The organism is Companilactobacillus mindensis DSM 14500 (assembly GCF_001434275.1).
Taxonomy (GTDB): Bacteria; Bacillota; Bacilli; order Lactobacillales; family Lactobacillaceae; genus Companilactobacillus; species Companilactobacillus mindensis.
The window spans coordinates 70,603-88,642 of the sequence record NZ_AZEZ01000103.1 but is presented as its reverse complement, the minus strand read 5'-3'; the positions used below and the strand labels follow the sequence as shown (position 1 = coordinate 88,642).

At 37.2% G+C, this 18,040-nt stretch carries 16 protein-coding genes; 6 read left to right on the top strand and 10 right to left on the bottom strand.

All coding sequences use genetic code 11. The features are described from left to right. Positions 1 to 354: 354 nt before the first annotated feature. The 3 genes from FD29_RS11080 (at position 355) to FD29_RS11070 (ending at position 2,933) form a co-directional block, all read left to right on the top strand. Positions 355 to 1,563: an MFS transporter gene (locus FD29_RS11080; protein WP_057888974.1), complete on the top strand. Its 1,209-nt coding sequence runs from the start codon at positions 355 to 357 to the stop codon at positions 1,561 to 1,563. A gap of 52 nt (positions 1,564 to 1,615) precedes the next feature. Continuing rightward, a complete protein-coding gene (locus FD29_RS11075; protein WP_057888973.1) occupies positions 1,616 to 2,005 on the top strand; it encodes a winged helix-turn-helix transcriptional regulator in 390 nt (129 codons plus the stop codon). A gap of 475 nt (positions 2,006 to 2,480) precedes the next feature. Then, positions 2,481 to 2,933, top strand: coding sequence for a hypothetical protein (locus FD29_RS11070; protein WP_057888972.1), 453 nt, complete (start codon positions 2,481 to 2,483; stop codon positions 2,931 to 2,933). Positions 2,934 to 3,002: 69 nt separating this feature from the next. On the opposite strand, the gene FD29_RS11065 is transcribed toward FD29_RS11070, so the two are convergent. The 5 genes from FD29_RS11065 to FD29_RS11045 all read right to left on the bottom strand — a co-directional run bounded on the left by FD29_RS11065 (position 3,003) and on the right by FD29_RS11045 (position 10,560). Continuing rightward, positions 3,003 to 4,997, bottom strand: a complete 1,995-nt coding sequence (locus tag FD29_RS11065) for an SLAP domain-containing protein (protein WP_057888971.1) — start codon at positions 4,995 to 4,997, stop codon at positions 3,003 to 3,005. 213 nt (positions 4,998 to 5,210) lie between these two features. Further along, entirely contained in the window at positions 5,211 to 5,396 is a 186-nt protein-coding gene (locus tag FD29_RS11060) for a hypothetical protein (protein ID WP_057888970.1), read from the bottom strand. 419 nt (positions 5,397 to 5,815) lie between these two features. Then, positions 5,816 to 8,170, bottom strand: a complete 2,355-nt coding sequence (locus FD29_RS11055) for a phosphoketolase family protein (protein ID WP_057888969.1) — start codon at positions 8,168 to 8,170, stop codon at positions 5,816 to 5,818. A 102-nt stretch (positions 8,171 to 8,272) separates the two neighbouring features. After that, positions 8,273 to 9,001 (bottom strand): GntR family transcriptional regulator, encoded by a 729-nt coding sequence (locus FD29_RS11050; protein ID WP_057888968.1) that lies wholly within the window; start codon positions 8,999 to 9,001, stop codon positions 8,273 to 8,275. 569 nt (positions 9,002 to 9,570) lie between these two features. Beyond that, on the bottom strand, positions 9,571 to 10,560 hold the full coding sequence (locus FD29_RS11045) for a choloylglycine hydrolase family protein (RefSeq protein ID WP_057888967.1): 990 nt from the start codon (positions 10,558 to 10,560) through the stop codon (positions 9,571 to 9,573). 164 nt (positions 10,561 to 10,724) lie between these two features. On the opposite strand from FD29_RS11045, the gene FD29_RS11040 reads away from it, so the two are divergent. Then, a complete protein-coding gene (locus FD29_RS11040; protein ID WP_057888966.1) occupies positions 10,725 to 11,669 on the top strand; it encodes a Dyp-type peroxidase in 945 nt (314 codons plus the stop codon). 185 nt (positions 11,670 to 11,854) lie between these two features. On the opposite strand, the gene FD29_RS11460 is transcribed toward FD29_RS11040, so the two are convergent. Beyond that, complete coding sequence (locus FD29_RS11460) at positions 11,855 to 12,025, bottom strand: hypothetical protein (RefSeq protein WP_157049400.1); 171 nt, start codon at positions 12,023 to 12,025, stop codon at positions 11,855 to 11,857. A gap of 402 nt (positions 12,026 to 12,427) precedes the next feature. On the opposite strand from FD29_RS11460, the gene FD29_RS11030 reads away from it, so the two are divergent. Beyond that, a complete protein-coding gene (locus tag FD29_RS11030; protein WP_057888964.1) occupies positions 12,428 to 13,537 on the top strand; it encodes an SLC13 family permease in 1,110 nt (369 codons plus the stop codon). A 371-nt stretch (positions 13,538 to 13,908) separates the two neighbouring features. Here the strand turns inward: FD29_RS11030 and FD29_RS11020 are convergent, their stop codons facing one another. From FD29_RS11020 to sdaAB, 4 genes are all read right to left on the bottom strand, one after another. Further along, entirely contained in the window at positions 13,909 to 14,442 is a 534-nt protein-coding gene (locus FD29_RS11020; RefSeq protein ID WP_057888989.1) for a ClbS/DfsB family four-helix bundle protein, read from the bottom strand. A gap of 207 nt (positions 14,443 to 14,649) precedes the next feature. After that, complete coding sequence (locus FD29_RS11015) at positions 14,650 to 16,074, bottom strand: C69 family dipeptidase (RefSeq protein ID WP_057888962.1); 1,425 nt, start codon at positions 16,072 to 16,074, stop codon at positions 14,650 to 14,652. A gap of 39 nt (positions 16,075 to 16,113) precedes the next feature. Beyond that, complete coding sequence (sdaAA, locus tag FD29_RS11010) at positions 16,114 to 16,980, bottom strand: L-serine ammonia-lyase, iron-sulfur-dependent, subunit alpha (protein WP_057888961.1); 867 nt, start codon at positions 16,978 to 16,980, stop codon at positions 16,114 to 16,116. Between the two features lie 11 nt (positions 16,981 to 16,991). Further along, positions 16,992 to 17,663, bottom strand: coding sequence for an L-serine ammonia-lyase, iron-sulfur-dependent subunit beta (gene sdaAB / locus FD29_RS11005; RefSeq protein ID WP_057888960.1), 672 nt, complete (start codon positions 17,661 to 17,663; stop codon positions 16,992 to 16,994). Positions 17,664 to 17,845: 182 nt separating this feature from the next. Between sdaAB and FD29_RS11455 the strand changes: the two genes are divergently transcribed. Further along, entirely contained in the window at positions 17,846 to 18,007 is a 162-nt protein-coding gene (locus FD29_RS11455; protein ID WP_157049399.1) for a hypothetical protein, read from the top strand. The last annotated feature ends 33 nt before the right edge of the window (positions 18,008 to 18,040 follow it).

Sequence of the window (18,040 nt, the reverse complement as noted above, 5' to 3'; positions counted from 1 at the left end):
CAATCGATAGATACGAACACGTACGCGTCCGTATCCAACTGATCGGATACAAACGCTATCTAAAGAAAAAGCTAAAGGCAAATTGATTATTTAAATGTGAGTTAAGATTATTACTTGTTTTCATAATAAAGTTCCTCTTTCGTTTTCAATTTACATTCATTAGTAAAACATTTAAAAATTAGTATGTCAATAAGTTTATTAAAATATTTTAATTATCTCCTTATTCTAATATCAATCAAAAGTTTATAGGTACTTTTTAGTCCCTACTGCACTTTAAAGTGCGTAATTGTTTATTTATCCCAACCTCATATAATGATACACATAATCAAATATTACCTAAGGGGTGAAAAGAATATGAACAAGAAAGTATCATCAAATTGGATTCTTTTGTCATTAGCCATCAGTGCTTTTGCCATTGGATCAACAGAATTTATCAGTGTGGGAATTATGCCGCTTTTAACTAAGACTTTTGGCATATCGCTTGCACAAGGTGGCCTTACGGTTTCGATCTATGCGATGGGAATTATGTTTGGCGCTCCGATTTTAGCTTTAGTTACTAACCGTTGGGACCGAAAAAAATTGCTCGTCGGTATCATGATTAGTTTCATTATTGGAAATACTCTAGCTGCATTGGCTCCAAGTTTTGCCATTCTTCTGATTGGTCGAATCATTGCTGCTTTATCACATGGTATTTTCATGACAATTGCTTCACTAATTGCTGCAGATGTTGTGGCTCCTAACAAACGTGCTTCTGCCATTGCCGTTATGTTTACTGGTTTGACAGTCGCTACGATCACTGGTGTTCCGATTGGAACTTTTATCGGTAATACGTTTGGTTGGAGATTATCATTCTTCTTTTTAGTAGCTTTGGGATTGGTTGGTTTAATCACTAACATCATTCTTGTTCCAAATGAGTTACCCTTGCCAAAACCTACTAGCGTCAAGGGTATTTGGAAGATTCTGAAACAACCTCAATTATTATTGATCTTGTTGATCACAGCTTTAGGCTATGGTGCAACCTTCCCTGTTTATACTTACCTAACGACTATTTTGAACAAAAATATGGGTTGGTCACAAAGTGCAATTGTAGTAATTTTAATTTTCTACGGAGTAGCTGTTGCTATTGGTAACACGCTCGGTGGTCGCTGGGCTAACAAACGTCCATTAACTGCATTGTTAAAGATGTTCGTTGGTTTGGGAATTGCCTTGGTAGTTATGAGATTCACTATCAACCTTCATGTTTTAGGATTGCTTGCCATTTTATTATTAGGCTTGTTTGCTTTTATGAACGTACCAGGTTTACAACTTTATATCGTTCAATTAGCTGAAAAATATACGCCTAACGAAGTTCCATTAGCATCTGCCTTAAATATTTCTGCTTTCAACGTCGGTATCACTGTTGGTTCGACCGTGGGTGGTCAAATGGTTGCTAACAGTCAACTTATCAACACTCCATGGGCCGGGATCGTTATGCTAGTTGTCGGAATCGTTTTGATCTGGGCTTTGATGAAAATGGAAAGTGGTTCTGTTACATCCAAAGACTTAGATTTAGAAAATTGCTAAGACTAATTAGTGATGTTAATATACATTTACTGGATAGAGAGGATGGCACGTCATGAAACAAGCAATTTATAATATCGGTGTTGAAAATACGATGAGAATTATCGGTGGCAAATGGAAGCCAATTATCCTCTGTCATTTAAAGCATGGCAAGATGCGTACAGGTCAGTTGCGTCGGGCCATCCCTAACATCACTCAAAAAATGTTAACTCAACAACTGCGTGAATTAGAGGATGACGGTATCGTAGCACGCAAGGTCTACAACCAAATTCCACCTAAAGTTGAATATTCTTTAACAGACTATGGTCACTCATTGAATAAGATCTTAGAGGAATTATGCGTCTGGGGCGAAGAAGATATTGAACGTCGAAAAGAAAACGGCGAGAATATTATTTTGCTCAATAAAGAGGACGTTTCAAATGATGCCTTGCCATATGCAGACTAAGGCTTTCAAATACGCTAAATAATAAACCATATCAAGTTGATATGGTTTATTTTAATTCTTGTATAATTCATTAATTGTATAATATCCTTATGGTTCTTTTTCAAGTTCGATTGTTCACTGCCGTCTTCCATGAAATCCCGGTGGATTGCTGGAACGCTGTGAGAGCAACTTAGAGCCAATTACGGTTCAAATTGTCTCTAAGCTTGTCTGTCTCTAACCTGGCAAGGTACGCCAGCCAAGAGACTACCACGGCTGAGCATCCACCGGGATTTCATTCCAGACTAAACGGTTTTTTATTTGTTTTACATTAGTAGTATTAAAACTTTAGATTTAATGATTTTATATTTTATTTAAAACAGTACTAAAAATGGGGCATCCAGCTGATTTTAGGATGACCTATTAGTGTATCTAAATAATTGTATATAACTAAAGTTGAAAAGGAACCACCCCTACCAAATAAACTGGAGGTTTTTTTATGAATCAACCAGATACTCACTCTATCCAATTGCTCCAAAAGGTTTATGCAACTGCCGATAAAATGGCCATCAGCACATCTCTAAATGGTCAGGCAGATGTACGGATCATTAACTTCGTTTGGTTCCCGAATGAACCCAATAAGCTTTACTTCTCCTCAGTTAAAGGCACTACTGCCCTCAAGTTATATCAAGCTGGAGCCGATATTGCCTTTATCACTATTCCTCACGATGGCACTCCGTTTAACCCTTTTATTAGATCTAAAGGTGTCAAAGCAATTCCTTCTACCAAGACTATGGCTGACTTATTACCACGTTATTTAGAATTGGTCCCTAATTATCAAAAAACTTGGGACGCAATCGGTTCATCATTGGTTGTTTACGAAATTAATCTACAAGACGTTTACGTTGATGCTGGAATTGGTCAAGAAAAAATCGATATTCATTTTCACTAATTTACTTACCGTTTAAAACAAATAACCCTGATTAAAATCACGTTTGATTTAATCGGGGCTTTTTATTTGTCATTCAACCACTACATCAGCTACCGGTACAAATTCATTTGTAGCTACTTGATAATAAGCTTTACCATTGATCGTAACTAATTTATCTACACGCCAATCAGTATTAGCTGCTAATGCACGGTTTTCAATCAAATCACCATGGGCATTAGTCAATCTTTGTTCTTGCTTAGTTCTAATAGTTAAATTATTACTTTGATAAGCATAGGCGTCGCTTGCTTTTACCCATTCGTCAGTTGCTACACGATAATATTTTTCACCATTCAAGTTCATCATTTTATCGCTAAACCAGGCCGTTCCTGCAGCCAAGGCACGATTTTCAACACGTTTACCTTGCCCAGTATACAAAGTCACTTCAGAGCGGTCAGGATACGTTTCGATGAGATTTTGCATCTCTGTTATTGGATCTACCGGTTGCGATACCCCACCATTCGAAATGTGATTATTTTTATGTGGACGAGTTGTTGATGGTTTGACTGGCTTAGTTATTGGTTTTGTCGTTGGTTTTGTTGCTGTTGTTGGCTTTGTCACGTTAACTTGGGCCGTTTTAGATATTACATATGGCGTACCCTTTCCATAATAATCGTCCGAGATCTTATAGGAATAAGTTACTGAGAATGTACCGTCCTTAACAGCTTTGCCATTTTTGATAATACCATCTGGATCATTAACGTCTGCTTTGACATCTTCAGCGGTCAACTTACTGTCATCATTCTTCAAACCAGTTACAAAATTATCTTTATCAGACCACTTATCACCAACTTTTAAATTAATATCTTTGGTATCAATTACTTTACGCAAAGTTACATAAATGTATGGTGCAAAACTATCACTTGGACTTCCGGCCGCTCTTGTCGCTTTATCGCCATTAACCTGAACTACCGTACTAGGATCAAACCTATAACTATACTTGGATTGAGGTTGGAAAGTATCTTCAGTAAGCAAAACTGAATAACCCTTGTCTTTTACTAGATCAGGTATACCGGCAGTTTTCAAATTTAAATTAATTATTCCATTTCCATACAAAAAGGGAACATTTCCGGTTGGGTTTTTATTTGTAGCACCATTATTGGTCGAAGTAATATATTGAGAACTTGCTTCTGGCATCAGTTTTTCTATCTCAGCAGGCACATCTTGATACTTTTCATTCGCTTTTACGACTGTTACAGCTCTGAGTTTTCCTTGCATGAGCTTTGCAAAAGAGCCATCCGCTGGGTCAACGAAACTACATTTCATATATTGATCATTATCAAATCCATCTGTCAAACTTTCAATATCTGCACGTTCTGATCCAGGTAATCTAGTCATTGGTATCGATATTGAAAATTTTTCATGGGCCTTTAAAGGCTTACTGAAGATAACTTTTATTTGACCAACATCTGACCATTTGAATCCTTCATCTGATTGTTCCAACTTCTTCAATGGTTTAAATCCCCACATATTTGTTGTTGAATATTGTAATGAGACATTTTCCGGTAAATTTTTTACTAAATCGGCTTCTGTCACAGTATCAGAAATGACCAAAGGATTAAGATTTTCTTTATCATTTCTATGATTATAATGCGGCAAAAGTAAAAGTAGATTATGTCCAAGACTCTCTTCTTTGTCTGAAGTATTTTCCACTGTATATATTGCCTTAATATTCGTTGCGTTCTTTTCTACAAATACTGTAGAGTTAGTATTTCCCTTGGGTTTAGTCATAGCCTCCCCATATTGATCGGTTGCTGCAATTTGTACCCATTGATGAATGGGCGTTTTATAAATAACTTTTTGCCCGATATTCTCAGTATCATCAGACGCCGCAGGACCTACCTTCTGATCAACATCCTGAGTTGTTGGATTTTTGGATTCTCCCGTCCCCGAATTGGAAGAACTTGATGGTATCCCACTTAAATTCGAATCAGCTGTTACATTTAGTGGTTGATTCAAAAATAAACCTAATCCCATAAAACCAAATGTGGTAACAAGTATGCCACGTTCTACTGTTTTATTTTTCATAATATATTCTCTCCTTTACTAAGGAATATATTATGGAAATACTAGCTTTTGGAGCAATTGGTTCTTACAGATATATTTTTTTTATTTACGGAATATTATTGCTAATATTTTTGATTTAGAGTATCTTTGGCCGATTTCATGGCACAAAAAAATAAGACCTCGATTGAAATATCGAAGTCTTATCAAATGAACCCTTATGACTGATCAAATGAATTAATCAGTAAATTTGAATGTATGTTTCTTTGAAATTCTATCTTCAGAGTAAACAGCTAATGCAATTGCTGCCAAAGCAACTGCTGGAATGGTGTATCGACTTTGTAAAATGAATAGCATCATTAATAATATAGCCACTACCGCCATTAGTGTTACCTTCATGAATTTTACATTTTTTGTTGTCATAACATCCACCCCTTAGTGTTTTTCTTTTTTTCCATAGATGATAATACCATGCTAAAAATGCTTTAACAACCCGCTATATCAGGGGTTCCAGCTATTCTCATCTTTTAAAAAAATCATTCTAATAATCGTTATTATTGTCTTAGAACAAATTAAAGAAAGAATCGCACTGCCAGTAAGGTTCTAAAATTAAAATGAATTTTCAGCACTGTAATATTAACATTTCTTAGAAAGAAACTTATTCAATTATTTTTAAACTTATTTTGATTAGAAATACTGTTATATCAATGTTTGTAGACTGTTGTTCACAATCTCTGAACACCGTTTTATGATTTAATATCGTCTTACTTTTTAATACATGCTACACAATAAAAGAGTCCCAATCCTTGATAAAGGAATTGAGACTCTTTTTCATATATTCGTTAGTCTGACCATTTCCAGTTATTAACTTCTGGAAGATCATCACCGTATTCACGGATGTACTTGTTGTGCTTATCAACCATAGCTTCCATTTCGTCAGCGAAGTCACTAGCAGCGTCACCTTGAACAGCAACGGCAGCTTCTTCAGCCAAGTGGAATCTATCCATTTCATTTACGACACGCATGTCGAATGGTGTTGTGATATCACCATTTTCACGATAACCGTGAACATAAAGATTGTGGTTGTCACGGTCAAAGAAGATTTCCTTGATGATATCTTCGAAGCCATGGAAAGCGAATAGTACTGGTTTATCAACTGTGAAGATCTCGTTGAATTGAGAGTCAGTCAAACCACGAGGGTCAACCTTTGGTGATCTCAACTTCAATAAGTCAACGACGTTAACGAATCTGATCTTAATGTCAGGTTTTTGTTTTCTCAAAATACTGATAGCAGCTAATGATTCAAGGTTTGGTTCGGTACCGGCAGCAGCGATAACGATATCAGGATCGTCCTTGCCATTTGAAGCCCAATCGATAACTTTCAAACCTTTATCAGCTAACTCTTGACCTTCTTCAATTGAGTAGAATTGTGGTCTTGGTTGTTTTGATGTAACCAACAAATTGATCTTTTCTTGGTCATCCAAAATCTTAGGCATTACAGCAAGCAATGAGTTTGTGTCAGCTGGGAAATATTCACGAATGTATTCGGGCTTCTTTTCAGCCAAGTGTGTAATGATACCTGGGTCTTGATGAGTGTAACCATTGTGATCTTGTTGGAAAGCAGTTGATGTGGCAATAACGTTTAGTGATGGATACTTGTTTCTCCAACCTAATTCGTTAGCCTTTCTCAACCACTTGAAGTGTTGTGTAAGCATTGAATCGACAACTCTCAAGAAAGCTTCGTAACTAGCAAAGATACCATGACGACCTGTCAAAGTATAACCTTCGTTGAATCCTTCAGCTTGATGTTCTGAAAGTTGTGAATCGATGATACGACCAGCAGGTGCTTCAAATTGATCATTAGGTTCGTGAACTGGTTCCATCCATTGACGAGGAGATGCATCGAATGCGCCGTATAGACGGTTAGACATAGTTTCATCAGGTCCAAATAATCTGAAGTTGTCTGGATTGTTCTTGATAACGTCGCCTAGGTATTTACCTAATTCGATCATATCTTGAGCATTCTTTTCACCTGGCTTGTCGAACTTCAAAGCATAGTTCTTGTAGTCCGGCAATTTAAGAGGTTTAGGATCGACCCCACCATTAACGATAGGGTTCATAGCCATTCTCTTTTGGCCTTTAGGTGTGATTGCGGCAATTTCACTCTTCAACTTACCATTTTCATCAAATAGTTCGTCTGGCTTGTATGATTTTAGCCATTCGATCAATTTATCAGCATGTTGCATGTCGTTTTGGTCAACAGGAATTGGAATTTGGTGAGCTCTGAATGAACCTTCAATAGGTTCGCCATCCCAAGTCTTTGGACCAGTCCAACCCTTAGGTGCACGGAAGATGATAACAGGCCATTTAGGCATCTTAGCATCTTCAGCTGAGTGTTTTCTAGCTGCAGTTTGGATAGCTTGAATCTTTTCGATAGCTTCATCCATAACTTTGGCCATTTCTGGGTGCATCTTTTCAGGATCAGTACCTTCGACGAACATTGGATCCCAACCCATACCTTCAAAGTACTTAGTTAGATCTTCATCGCTCTTACGTGACAAGATCGTAGGATTAGAAATCTTGAATCCGTTCAAGTTCAAGATTGGCAATACGGCACCATCATCAACTGGGTTAATGAAGACATTTGAGAACCATGAAGCAGCAAGTGGACCAGTTTCAGATTCACCATCACCAATAACTACAGCAGCAATTTCGTCAGGGTTATCTAAAATAGCACCAACACCGTGTGATAGAGAATAACCTAATTCTCCACCTTCGTGCATTGAACCCGGTGTTTCAGGAGCAGCATGTGATGCAACTCCGCCTGGGAATGAGAATTGCTTGAATAGCTTTTGCATACCCTTAGTATCTTCAGTAATCTCTGGATAAGTTTCAGTGTAGCTTCCGTCAAGGTATGAGTTAGATACCATAACTTGCCCACCGTGACCAGGGCCTTCGATGTAGAACATATTTAGTCCGTATTTGTTAATAACACGGTTCAAATGAGCATAAATAAAGTTTTGACCAGCGATTGTTCCCCAGTGTCCGATTGGGTGAACTTTAACATCTTCTGGTTTTAATTCACGTCTTAATAAAGGATTATCTTTTAAGTAAAGTTGACCAACAGAAATATAGTTAGCTGCTTGCCAATATTTGTTCAATAAGTTTAAGTATTCTTTTGATGAGTAATCTGTCATTACAAAGCACTCTCCTTATGTATTTACAAGTATCATAATAACCATTTAAAATATAAAAGTCAACCATTTAATAAATTGGTGCGTTCCAATTATTGAAAACTCTTACTTACTTGCTAAATCAACGAAAGTATCGTACTTAAAATACTTATAATGAAGCTTCATCGTTGAGAATTCGAACGGTGTACCATCATCTAGGAAGAAAATTCCCTCCATTAATCCGACTGGTTCGTTGTCAGCTAAGTTCAATAATTCTTTGCCCTCTTCATCAGATGGTTCTGCGGAAATATTCAAATACGTCTTGTTTACTTCTTTTCCCAACTCTGACTCTACATAATTAAAGATCGATTCGGAAGCTATTTGCTCAGACAATTCTGGTGCCAACTTGATAGGAATATAACCTGTTTCGATCATGAACGGCACATCGTCCAATGAACGCAAGCGCTTGAAGGCATAAACGAATTCAGTTGGCTTCAAGAAAAGATTGTCTTGAAGATCTTTATTCGGGTGAACAACGTCAAAACTCAATACTTTTACGCCTGGCTTTTGACCATTGGCATTGAAACTGTCCGTGATACCCAAGTTTCTCCCACTATAATTGAAGGATGAACCTTGTTTGACATACAGTGGATTAACAAAGGTTCCTGAACCACGTTTCTTAAAAATAATTCCTTGATCTGCCATCAATCCCAAAGCTCTTTTGATAGAACTGCGGCTGACACTGTAACTTTCAGCTAGTGATCTTTCGTCGGGTAAACGCATGTCAGTGAATTCACCGTCGTCAATTGATTTTTTAAGTGATGTAATAATTCTTTGATAAACTAAATCGGCCATTTTTATTCCTCATTTCATGATTGGGTCGCACCAATTTTTGATATGGTGATTATCTCTCTATTTGATTATATCTTATACCATATTGTTCTTACATACCAAAAAAAGAGTGGGCTTTATTTTGAGGTTTCTTTTTCAAGTTTGTTGTTCACTGCCGTCTTCCATGAAATCCCGGTGAATTGCTGGAACGCTGTGAGAGCAACTTAGAGCCAATTACAGTTCAAATTGTCTCTAAGCTTGTCTGTCTCTAACCTGGCAAGGTACGCCAGCCAAGAGACTACCACGGCTGAGCATCCACCGGGATTTCATTCCAGACTAAACGATTTTTTATTTGTTTTACATTAGTAGTATTAAAACTTTAGATCTAATGACTTTATATTTTGTTTAAAACAGTACTAAAAAATGGGCCGTCTAGCGATTTTGGGATGATCTATTAGCACGTATCTAAATAATTGTATGTAACCAAAGCTGAAAAAGGGCTCTACATTTAACCGAATTACTTCAGTTAATGTAGAACCCTTTTATATTTCAATCAAAATCAATCAAAATTCAATTTTGTAGAAGATAGCAAATTAGTTAAGGCCAACAAAATCTTGATCCAAAGCAACTTCAAATTCCTTAGGTTCAGTTTGATTCTTGATCAAGTCATCAGTCATCTTAGTAGCATAAACAGTTCTGTTGCCATAAGGAACAAAGTACATCACTTTGTTAGTGAGGTCCAAAACGGTTTGATATTGGGTATAACTTGGTTCGCCGTTTTCCTTGATGTTGACGCCACGAGGAATAGTAACGCTGTCTAGCATGTGCAAGATAGTATTGACTGCTTGTTTAGCATCTTTAGGAGTTTCAGTTGCTTCACGAATGAAGGCAGTTCTGATAAAACGGTCAACTGCTGTGTAACCTCCAGGCAATCTGAAAGTACCATTTTGACCCAATGGGATAACTTCTTCATCGCCAAATTTCTTAGCTGTAAAGTTAGTTGTTTGAGCACCCAAGTAATTAGCCAAGTTAGTCTTGTGCCAGTTGTAATCAGGTGTGTTAGTCATTACACCGACTTTATCTTCTTGAAGAACTAAACCGTCGCCTTCTGGTTCCAAGACATAAGTTGCGCCAGTAGCATCACTGAAAATGAAGTGCAATGGTTGGTTTTGACCCATAACGCCACTGTTTGATTCGATCAAGTGAACTTGTTTGATGTTTTCTTGCAATTCAGCAATCGACTTATTGTTTCCTAAAGCCCAAAGGATAAATTCTTCGGCAACGACATTAATTTCACCGTCAGTTGGCTCTGTTTCGTACTTAGCTGCGTTAGCAAAGTATAATTCAGCAGCAGACAATCCGTATTCATTGAATCCGTCAGCTACCATGTAGTTATTGCCATATTTGGCACCAGTTCCCATAATGGCATAATCTGTCGTGTATGTTTTCTTATCATAAGAAGAGATCCATTGATACTTCTCAGGTAAAAATGTTGGTCTACCATTCAATTCAAAGGCAAAATCCATTGTTCTAGCTAAAAATTTTGAACCATCTAAGGCTCCAAGACTAAGACTTGTACACATATATTTGTACTTCCTTCCAAGGTTTCAATGTATATTATTAATATAATTATTCTCTTAATTTAAAACATAATCAAGAATTTTAATTTCGGGATTTTAATAATTTTGATTATGATTGGATTGTGATACAGTATCTGTGTAAACAATTATTCGGAGGTAAATTCATTATGACAGTCGATATTAAAAAAGCCCAAGATGTTTATAAAGACGCGGGTGAAAGTGTTATTTTCGCTACTCTAATGCTCAACCACAAAGATCAAGCTGCTGAAAAAGCGGCCATTGCTGATTTTTCCGATATGTCTAATTCAATTATCAACAGTATGCGTATTCGTGACCCCGAAGCTCAAGCACACATTGCTTGGGGCTTTGGATCAGATGCTTGGGATTATCTTTTTCCAGACGCTCCAAAGCCAAAACAATTAACTACCTTCAAAGAAATCAAGGGACCTAAATACACTGCCGTTTCAACTCCTGGCGATATTTTCATTCACGTTCGGGCTAAAGAAATGGCTGTTTGTTACGAATTAATGGATCAATTCATGGGTATCTTGCGTCCCATCACAACAGTTGAAGATGAGACCCACGGCTTTAGATATCTCGAAGGACGTGCAATCATCGGCTTTATTGATGGAACTGAGAACCCTGACGGCGTAGAATCAATGGATTATACTTTGATCGATGATTCTCAAGACCCCGAATTCGTCAACGGTTCTTATGCCTTCGCTCAAAAATACATCCACAACATGGACGCTTGGAAAGCACTCGACACTGATGACCAAGAAAAAGCCATTGGTCGTCATAAATTCTCCGATCGTGAATTAAAGGACGAAGAAAAACTTCCTAACGCTCACAACGTTGTTTCTAAAGATGAAAAAGATGGCGTTGAGCATAAAATTGTCAGAATGAATGTGCCTTTCTCAAATCCAGCCAAAGATGAGACCGGAACTTACTTTATCGCTTATACAAAAGATTTCTCGATCACTGACCGTATGTTGACGAATATGTTCACTAAGAGTGACCGTCTACTAGACTTCAGTACACCTGTTTCTGGAACGCTCTTCTTCATCCCTTCCAAGACAACACTTGATAAGATCATTGATGGAGAGTATTAGTGTTCCCTGTGAAACAATAGCTAATTTCATGAAACATTATTATTTCGAATAACTATAAAAAATTGCATTAAAATAGGCCATCCAGTTTTTGGATGACCTATTTTGCATATAATCAAAGTTCAGAAAGAACTTAATCTCATCAAGAGCCAAGTTCTTTTTCAAATCATAATTTTATATTTTTTGGGTTATTTAAAGCGCCACAAGCTTCGCACAAATAGTAATGACAACAATAACATCAAAAATCCTGAAAATGCCAAAGAGATTCGTCCAGCAATAAATCCAGGGTCGACAGTCATCTCGATCACACTAACGATCATTGAAATCAAAACTAGCAACGATGTTCGTTTCAAAATCATGGAAACCCCTCCCTAATTTGATACGAAAATTATAACAATACTTAATTTAATTGGCACCCTTTACTTTGGAAAAGCTAAAAAAAATCCTAAGAAAAAATCAAAGTTCCACCGGATAATATCAGATAATATACCAATTCTTTCTTTGCTTTAAACGACATACTCATTACGGCAATACCTATGATAAACATTAAAATTGATAAGATTATTTGCATATATTACTCTCCAACAGGTTGTTATTTATTATACTTAGGTTACAATACATTAGGCTTTTTATATAAATAATTTTTGAAATATTTAAGTTTTAAAAATTATTTTGCAACTTTTTGTATAATTATCTTTTTTAAAGGTACTTTTATCTTTATACTATATAAGGTACTTCTTTTTTTGTAGGGGAAAAACTAAATGAACGTATTAAAACGTATATTTTCAGATAGGGTCTTGTGGATTGCCGGGGCAGCGGCCATTCTAACATCTATCTTCATTAGTCCACCACAATTGATGGACATTAATTGGAAGACGCTCGCATCGCTACTATCTATGATGATTATAATCCAAATTTATGACTATTTGGACTTCCTAAAATATTATGCCGCTTATATGACTCATAAAGCCAAAACTACCCGGCAGATGATATTTATGTTAGCTTCGTTGTCTTTCTTCGGAGCGATGTTCTTAACAAATGATGTCGCAATTCTGACATTGGTTCCATTGTTTTATCAACTTTCCAAACATATCAAAGTGAACCCAATTTTTCCAGTAATTGTTATTGCAATGGCTGCCAACCTTGGAAGTATCTTTACACCGTTTGGTAATACCCATAACTTATTCCTGCTGACACACTTTAATTTAGGAATCAAACAATTCTTTATCATGTCTACTCCGATAACGATCGTAACATTCCTAGCTATTTTCTTATTAACTCGTTTCTTTCCTAAAGATAAAATCGAGTTGACTGAGTTACCTGCTGTCGAGTTGAACATTCCAAGTTTGTCTTTGACAGTTGTCGTCACAGTAATAATTTTTCTCGGAATCTTTTCGGTAATCCCCATGTGGGGTTCCTTGATTGCCGCTTTGTTGCTGGTTATCTTTATCAATCCAAGAATTCTAGGGTCAGTTGATTATTCAATCGTTCTGATCTTCATGTGTTTCTTTATTGCCGTTGGTAATATCAACCGTGAACCCGCAATTGTTGACAACTTGCACCAATTTCTGCAAACAAGAACAAGTACATATTTAACATCAATAATTACCAGTCAATTCATTAGTAATGTTCCAACAACTATCTTAGTTTCCAAATTCTCCAAATATGTTCACGCCATTTTCTTAGGTACGAATATTGGTGGACTTGGTTCCGTGGTTGCTTCACTAGCTAACTTGTTGGCCTTTAAACAATACCGTTTCTTCTTCAAGAAGAACCCCGGTCGTTATCTCTTGTACTTCAGTGTCATCAATATCATTATGTTATTGATCATTGGTACAATTGGTTTCTTCTTAATTGATTTTGGACTTTAAACAGTCACTCCTTTGGGGGTGGCTTTTTTATTTTCAACAAAAAATTCGAAAATCTGGGTATTCTATGCTTCCCGTCTTCCATGAAATCCCGGTGGATTGCTGGAACGCTGTGAGAAGCAACTTCGAACCAATCTTGCGATTGTTTTGAAGCTTGTCTGGCTCTAATCTGGCAAAGGACGCCAGCTAAGACCCTACCACGGCTGAGCATCCACCGGAATTTCATTCCAGACTAATAATTTTTCTCTTATCTTATATTAATAATATTAAGAGTATTATTTGGATACCTTTAAAAAAGTATTAAAACAGGCCATCCATTTCTTTCTGGATGACCTTGTTTTATGTATTTAACTAATTGAATATAGAAATAAATCCTATGAATTAACGGGTTTCTTATCTCTTAAATTGAAGTTCTTCCACTTTCTAACTTGTCTACTGTAGTTATTGAATGGTGATACTGCATTGATTCTGATCCACTTAGCAACTGGCCACATTGCCTTAGTTGTAGCCCACTTGCGTTCTCCGGGTTTGAATAGTTCGTCGTGGGACATTTCATCGACCCAAGCAATCAATTCAGCTACTACGCTACCAAGCTCTTCTTTTTCATTCTCGATACCATCGGAACCATATTTAATATTGAAATCATGGTACAACTGACGCATTTGATCCCACTTATAACCTGGAGTTGGAGTTGTAATCTTACTTCCACCTGCTTCAGCCTTTTCCCATGACAAAATCATATTGATCCAACCAACTTGATAAGAGAGCATTTCACGTGGAGTTTTATCCACTTGGTCGATTCTTTCATCAGCTACATCATCACTGATACCCTCATACTCATCAATGAATTTGTGATAACTCTCTTTAATTTGGTCTATCAATTCTTCTGAATTTTTATATACCTGCATGCCTTCGCTACCTTTCATTGATTTGCGGTTCCCAGAATGGGAACTTCCCAATATCTATTATAGGCTTGATATTGTCACTTTGGGTAAAAAAAGCTCATGACGTAGCAAATATTTCTTGAGTAAGCGGTTTAATTGCGTTATATTTATAATTTTAGACAAAAAAATCTGTCAATTTCACTAAAAATTGACAGATTTTTTTAGATAATTTTACAAATTTGGATCCATTTTAAAAGTTAATTTAGACAATTCTGTTCCTTGAGTTATTAAATCTGCTAAATGATTTTTTGTTGTCTCGTTGAAATGTTTGGCAATTTCATGGTTTTGATAAGTCAAAAAGGCCGTCAATTCATTACCAGTCATTTTGGCCGTTTCAGCATCTACTTCAGCAATCTTTCTTCTAGCCCAAGCTTTTAATTCTTTTTGATAATCCAAGTTTGGGGTAGCGAACTCTTGGTAGTGGCTCTCGACAATCATTGCCAACGTTTCATACATCCAATAGGCGCTCTTCATATCTAGTTTTTCAGGCACGTAGCTGTATGATTCATCGATGTCGTTAGCGTTCGTGAAAAATGGTACGTAAGGACTAAAACTTGGAATACCAAAGCATTTCCACTCGATTGCTGGTGCGGCAACTTTTTTAGCATCACGCATTTGTAAAATATGCGAATTAGCCGTTCTAGATAAAGAAATGGCCCGATAGCGTTTCTTATCGGCTTCGCTGCCACTACCGATTGGATCAAATTGAGTCTCGTTGTAGTGCGATGCCAAAATATATTCGATATCTTCCACAGAAATCTTCTTTTCAGCTTTACGCAAGAATGGCAATTCATCTGACTCTGGATCTTGTTGGATCGATGGATTCAAAACCTTTTGGCCATACCAAACTCTCGGTGTGTTGTAATGGCGGTCTTGTTTAGTATTAGTACCAAAGATATGTCTAAAGTCCCAACGGTCCTCATCCGGATTCAAATCGTGTTCACTGACGAATTCTTGAATACCTTCGGACCACATATAGTTCTTGGAATCATTGAAATCAATATCCTCAACGCCCATTTGATTAGCTGCCACCGCGTAACAGTCGTCGGGAATTCTTATAGCCACCCAGTGATGACCCGTAGCCAATTCCATGTACCAAATTTCATCTTCGTCGAAAAATTCTACACCGTTGCTTTCAGTGGAACCGTATTTAGCAATCAAATTTCCTAAACGTTCCACGCCTTCTCGAGCTGAGTCGATGTATGGCAAAACTAAAGTTGTAATCGAATCTTCAGCCACTCCATTTTCGATCAAAGGATCATAAGCCAAGACTTTTTCATTAGCGACGGTACTTTCAGTTGCACTCATCCCAACGTTTTTCTCGTTGATTCCATCTTCTTCATACCAACCTTCAGTTTGATTGGCATCAGGTGATGATGTGTAGCGGTAACCTGTTTCGGGTAATTCCACACTCAATTTGTTATAAGGCGACGTATAAGTTTCATGACGATCAGAAACTCCTGGTTGTACGAAGAATCGTTTGGGCCAGTTAGCAACGAAATTATCTTCATTGCGGGCAATATAATTTACTCCATCCATCGAGGCTTTTTTGCCGACCATTACTGAAGTACATGCGGCATGACTGTGTTTTCTCATCTCTAATTGTTCCTTTCAAAACTAATTTTTTGTCAAAATTTAATCTCCAAAAATTTCTTTTTTCAAACGCAAGGCTGTTGGTGTAGTTGCCAAGCCACCTTCGGCAGTTTCTTTAAAAATCGAAGGCATTTGTTGACCAACTTTGTGCATTGCTTCAACAACTTCATCGACTGGAATAACACTCTTGATACCAGCTAAAGCCATATCAGCTGAGATCATTGCTTGTGAAGAACCTAAAGCGTTTCTCTTCACGCAAGGAACTTCGACCAAACCAGCTACTGGATCACAGACTAAGCCCATCATGTTTTGCAAAGTAATTGAAATAGCTTCAGCCGCCTGTTGAGCTGTACCACCTTTAGCACAAACTAAAGCAGCAGAGGCCATAGCAGCGGCCGAGCCAACTTCAGCCTGACAACCACCTTCAGCTCCAGCAATTGACGAATTGTTAGCAATGACCAATCCAAAAGCTCCGGCTGTAAATAGGAAGTCAACTTGTTGATCTCTTGTCAATTTCAACCGATCTCTAGTTGCTACCAAAACTCCGGCCAAGACTCCAGCACTACCAGCGGTCGGTGTCGCACAGATCAGGCCCATCTTGGCATTGACTTCATTCACGGCTACGGCATTTCTGACTGCCTCAAGGATTGGTTCGCCACTGAGAAAATCACCTTTTTTGAGGTAATCATCCATCAATTTTGCATCCCCACCAGTCAAACCGGTCACCGATTTAACGCCAGCAACACCTTGTTTGATCGACTTTTCCATTACAGCCAAATTCCGTTCCATTTGTGAACGAATAAATTCACGACTACGATCAGTATTTTCCATTTCCGTTTGAATCATCAATTCAGCAACTGAATCGTAATCAGCACTCTTTTCAACTAATTCTTTAATTGTATAAAACATTTTGCAATCCCCTATTCAAAGTACGTAGCATTATCGACGTGTGGCAAAGCTTTTAATTTTCGTAAAATTTCTGGACGGTCACGACGCTCATCGACTTCAATGATCATAATGGCTTTCTCACCTTTGGAAGCTCGAGTAACTGTCATCGTTCCAATATTGATATTGAAATCCGAAAAGACATCAGTCACTTTGGCAATCATACCGGCAACATCTTGGTGAACCGTAATATAAGTTGGCGTACCCAAACTCAAGGACATCTTAAAACCGTTGATCTCAGAAATTTGAATATTTCCGCCACCAATGGAAACCCCAGTAACTGACAATTCGTGGTCACCTTTAACAAGATTGATCTTTGCCGTGTTCGGATGATCCACTTTGTCGCTTTTAGGCACAAAAGCTACTTTGATTCCTTGCTCATAGGCTAATTTCAAAGAATCAGCTAAATGCTCATCATCCGGCTCCATTCCTAGCAATCCACCGACAATAGCAACATCTGTTCCGTGGCCTCGATAAGTTTTGGCAAACGATTCATACAGATCAATAGTGATTTTGTCTGGCTTTTCACCAAAAATATCATGGACGACTTTTCCGATTCTAGCCGCTCCAGCAGTATGCGAACTACTTGGCCCAACCATTACCGGTCCAATGATATCGAAAACACTTTTAAAACGTATATCTTTCATGGCAATTACCCCTAAATCATTTTCATTATCTAAAGTTTACAATTAATATTCATTAAATACATCAATATTTTTATTTAAAACAATTGCCGATTCAAAGTATTTTGGCAACTGAGGTTCACTTTTCACTACCTTTGTTATAATTGTTACTATATTCAAATCGTTAAATCCATGAGGAGTTCAGTATGTTATTTAGACTTTTAGGTATCGCTGTAATAGTTTTAGCTATTTTTGCCATTGTTGGTAATATCAGCAATGCAAAACAATTTGGTCAAAAGATATTAACTAATAAGTTGGTTGTTTATTTTATCGTTTTAATTGCTGGTATTACTTTGCTTATTTATTAAATATGCCGTTTTCTAGTAAAAGGTAATTAAAAT

Excerpts from the sequence above, each read along its gene's own strand:
- FD29_RS11080 (WP_057888974.1), top strand. The coding sequence starts at position 355 with ATGAACAAGAAAGTATCATCAAATTGGATTCTTTTGTCATTAGCCATC.
- FD29_RS11075 (WP_057888973.1), top strand. The coding sequence starts at position 1,616 with ATGAAACAAGCAATTTATAATATCGGTGTTGAAAATACGATGAGAATT.
- FD29_RS11070 (WP_057888972.1), top strand. The coding sequence starts at position 2,481 with ATGAATCAACCAGATACTCACTCTATCCAATTGCTCCAAAAGGTTTAT.
- FD29_RS11065 (WP_057888971.1), bottom strand. The coding sequence starts at position 4,997 with ATGAAAAATAAAACAGTAGAACGTGGCATACTTGTTACCACATTTGGT.
- FD29_RS11060 (WP_057888970.1), bottom strand. The coding sequence starts at position 5,396 with ATGACAACAAAAAATGTAAAATTCATGAAGGTAACACTAATGGCGGTA.
- FD29_RS11055 (WP_057888969.1), bottom strand. The coding sequence starts at position 8,170 with ATGACAGATTACTCATCAAAAGAATACTTAAACTTATTGAACAAATAT.
- FD29_RS11050 (WP_057888968.1), bottom strand. The coding sequence starts at position 9,001 with ATGGCCGATTTAGTTTATCAAAGAATTATTACATCACTTAAAAAATCA.
- FD29_RS11045 (WP_057888967.1), bottom strand. The coding sequence starts at position 10,560 with ATGTGTACAAGTCTTAGTCTTGGAGCCTTAGATGGTTCAAAATTTTTA.
- FD29_RS11040 (WP_057888966.1), top strand. The coding sequence starts at position 10,725 with ATGACAGTCGATATTAAAAAAGCCCAAGATGTTTATAAAGACGCGGGT.
- FD29_RS11460 (WP_157049400.1), bottom strand. The coding sequence starts at position 12,025 with ATGATTTTGAAACGAACATCGTTGCTAGTTTTGATTTCAATGATCGTT.
- FD29_RS11030 (WP_057888964.1), top strand. The coding sequence starts at position 12,428 with ATGAACGTATTAAAACGTATATTTTCAGATAGGGTCTTGTGGATTGCC.
- FD29_RS11020 (WP_057888989.1), bottom strand. The coding sequence starts at position 14,442 with ATGCAGGTATATAAAAATTCAGAAGAATTGATAGACCAAATTAAAGAG.
- FD29_RS11015 (WP_057888962.1), bottom strand. The coding sequence starts at position 16,074 with ATGAGAAAACACAGTCATGCCGCATGTACTTCAGTAATGGTCGGCAAA.
- sdaAA (WP_057888961.1), bottom strand. The coding sequence starts at position 16,980 with ATGTTTTATACAATTAAAGAATTAGTTGAAAAGAGTGCTGATTACGAT.
- sdaAB (WP_057888960.1), bottom strand. The coding sequence starts at position 17,663 with ATGAAAGATATACGTTTTAAAAGTGTTTTCGATATCATTGGACCGGTA.
- FD29_RS11455 (WP_157049399.1), top strand. The coding sequence starts at position 17,846 with ATGTTATTTAGACTTTTAGGTATCGCTGTAATAGTTTTAGCTATTTTT.